This is a genomic window from Streptomyces flavofungini (assembly GCF_041028215.1).
In the GTDB taxonomy this organism is placed as follows: domain Bacteria; phylum Actinomycetota; class Actinomycetes; order Streptomycetales; family Streptomycetaceae; genus Streptomyces; species Streptomyces flavofungini_B.
This window is the reverse complement of record NZ_JASKYR010000778.1, coordinates 1-2683: the sequence shown is the minus strand read 5'-3', so window position 1 is coordinate 2683 and position 2683 is coordinate 1. Positions and strand designations below refer to the sequence as shown.

3 protein-coding genes and 1 pseudogene are annotated in these 2683 nt (G+C 70.5%); all 4 read left to right on the top strand.

The genetic code is table 11. The features are described 5' to 3' along the window. Positions 1 to 266, top strand: a pseudogene (locus AB8Z36_RS34265) (spermidine synthase); the annotation flags it as partial. 65 nt (positions 267 to 331) lie between these two features. Then, positions 332 to 1072 (top strand): response regulator transcription factor, encoded by a 741-nt coding sequence (locus AB8Z36_RS34260; protein ID WP_369217288.1) that lies wholly within the window; start codon positions 332 to 334, stop codon positions 1070 to 1072. Next, a complete protein-coding gene (locus AB8Z36_RS34255) occupies positions 1053 to 2168 on the top strand; it encodes a HAMP domain-containing sensor histidine kinase (protein ID WP_440582075.1) in 1116 nt (371 codons plus the stop codon). Before AB8Z36_RS34260 ends, AB8Z36_RS34255 begins: the two co-directional genes overlap by 20 nt. Before the next feature lie 275 nt (positions 2169 to 2443). Continuing rightward, positions 2444 to 2683 (top strand): 2-oxoglutarate dehydrogenase E1 subunit family protein (locus tag AB8Z36_RS34250; protein WP_369217286.1); only part of this gene is annotated, 240 nt, incomplete at its 3' end.

Sequence of the window (2683 nt, the reverse complement as noted above, 5' to 3'; positions counted from 1 at the left end):
CGTACGACGCGCTCTGTCTCGACATCGACAACGGCCCGGACTGGACGGTGACGGAGGACAACAACTCCCTTTACTCACCTGCCGGTCTGGCCGCCTGCAAAGCCCGCCTCACCCCGGGCGGAGTGCTCGCCGTGTGGTCCGCCCAGCCCTCGTCCACTTTCGACGACGCTCTACGGAATGCCGGGTTCCGGCAGGTAACCACCCAAGAGATCCCCGTTGCCCGAGGCGTCCCCGACGTGGTGCACCTCGGCGTAAGGGCTGCGTAGCCGAGGCCCCTTCGCGCCCCGTACGCTGCTGACCGAACACAAGCGATCAGTGTCAGGGGCGGGCGATGGAGCAGACACACACCTCCCAGAACGGCGCGACGGCGGCGACGCCGGGCGCCCAGCGCCGGGTGCTGGTGGTCGAGGACGACCCGACGATCGTCGACGCCATCGCGGCCCGGCTACGCGCCGAGGGTTTCGTCGTGCAAACGGCGGTCGACGGTCCCTCGGCGGTCGACACCGCCCAGGCGTGGCAGCCCGACCTGCTGATTCTCGACATCATGCTGCCGGGCTTCGACGGCCTGGAGGTGTGCCGCCGGGTCCAGGCCCAGCGGCCCGTCCCGGTCCTCATGCTCACGGCGCGCGACGACGAGACGGACATGCTGGTCGGCCTCGGTGTCGGCGCGGACGACTACATGACCAAGCCGTTCTCCATGCGCGAGCTCGCGGCCCGCGTGCACGTCCTGCTGCGCAGGGTCGAGCGGGCCGCGCTGGCCGCGACCACCCCGCGCAGCGGCATCCTGCGCCTGGGCGAGCTGGAGATCGACCACGCGCAGCGGCGTGTGCGAGTGCGCAGCGAGGACGTCCACCTGACGCCCACGGAGTTCGACCTGCTGGTCTGCCTGGCCAACACCCCGCGCGCGGTCCTCTCCCGTGAGCAGCTCCTCGCCGAGGTCTGGGACTGGGCCGACGCGTCCGGCACCCGCACCGTCGACAGCCACATCAAGGCGCTGCGCCGGAAGATCGGCGCCGAACGCATCCGCACCGTCCACGGCGTGGGCTACGCCCTTGAGACCCCCACGTCATGAGGCCGGTGGTCTCGCCGTGAGCGGGCCCTTCGGCGGCCTGCGGCCGTTCTCGATCAAGACCAAGCTCGGCGCCCTCGTGGTGGTCTCGGTGTTCATCACCACCGGCCTGCTCCTGGTGGCCATGAAGACCGAGACCGAGCTGCGCTTCATCACCGTCTTCTCGGTGATCGCCACGCTGCTCATCACGCAGTTCGTCGCGCACAGCCTCACCGCGCCGCTCGACGAGATGAACGCGGTGGCCCGTGCCGTCAGCCACGGCGACTACACCCGCCGGGCGCGCGGCGCCGACCGGCGCGACGAGCTGGGCGACGTGGCCTCCACGATCAACGCCATGGCGGACGACCTGGAGGCCCAGGACACCCAGCGCAAGGAGCTCGTGGCCAACGTCAGCCATGAGCTGCGCACCCCCATCGCCGGGCTGCGCGCGGTCCTGGAGAACGTCGTCGACGGCGTCTCGGCCGCCGACCCCGAGACGATGCGCACCGCCCTGAAGCAGACCGAGCGCCTCGGACGCCTCGTGGAGACCCTGCTCGACCTCTCCCGCCTCGACAACGGCGTCGTCCCGCTGAAGGCCCGCCGCTTCGAGGTGTGGCCGTACCTGTCGGGCGTGCTCAAGGAGGCCAACATGGTCGCCTCCGCGCGCGCGGGCATCGCGTCCGGCTCCGGCAGCCACACCCGTACGGACGTCCATCTGCATCTGGACGTCTCACCGCCCGAGCTGACCGCGCACGCCGACGCGGAGCGCCTGCACCAGGTCGTGGCGAACCTCATCGACAACGCGGTCAAGCACAGCCCGCCGCACGGCCGCGTGACGGTCCGCGCCCGGCGCGGCTACGGCCCCGAGTCCCTGGACCTGGAGGTCCTCGACGAGGGCCCCGGCATCCCGGAGGCGGAGCGGCACCGGGTCTTCGAGCGCTTCAACCGGGGCAGCCACGGGGGCACCCCCGCGCAGAACGCGGGCAACGACGGCGGCACCGGTCTCGGCCTCGCGATCGCCCGCTGGGCGGTGGACCTGCACGGCGGGCACATCGGAGTGGCCGAATCCCCCCGTGGCTGCCGGATTCAGGTCACTCTTCCGGGCCTGTCCGACGGATGAAGTTGACGTAGGGTTCGAAGCGGAAGCGATTCGTCGGGGCTCTTCGGGGCACTCGGGAGCCGCCGCCGCGCGTAGACGACCTCAGGGCGTACTCGCGCGGCCATCAGGCGTTGCGGAACCTCGGTTGTTTCCCGCCATTCGCGGCGCCGAAACCATTGTTCCGGTGTGACTTACGCGACGGATGACGGGCCCGGCCTGCACCTCGCGCCGATGGAGGCGTAGCCTTTATTTCCGCTGTCCATCACCTTGTGAAGCGGAAGAGGGCGGTTACCGCCGTGTCGCCAGAGTCCCCCAGTAACTCGAGCATCTCGACCGACCAAGACGGGCAGGGCAAGGACCCTGCCGCCGCCTTCGGTCCCAATGAGTGGCTCGTCGACGAGATCTATCAGCAGTACCTCCAGGACCCGAATTCGGTCGACCGAGCCTGGTGGGACTTCTTTGCCGACTACAAGCCAGGGGTGGGCGCGTCCGTAGCCGCCGCCCCGGCGAAGCCGGCGGGTGACGCGGCCGCGGGG

Bases quoted from the DNA above. Each gene is read 5' to 3' on its own strand.
- AB8Z36_RS34260 (WP_369217288.1), top strand. From the start codon at position 332: ATGGAGCAGACACACACCTCCCAGAACGGCGCGACGGCGGCGACGCCG.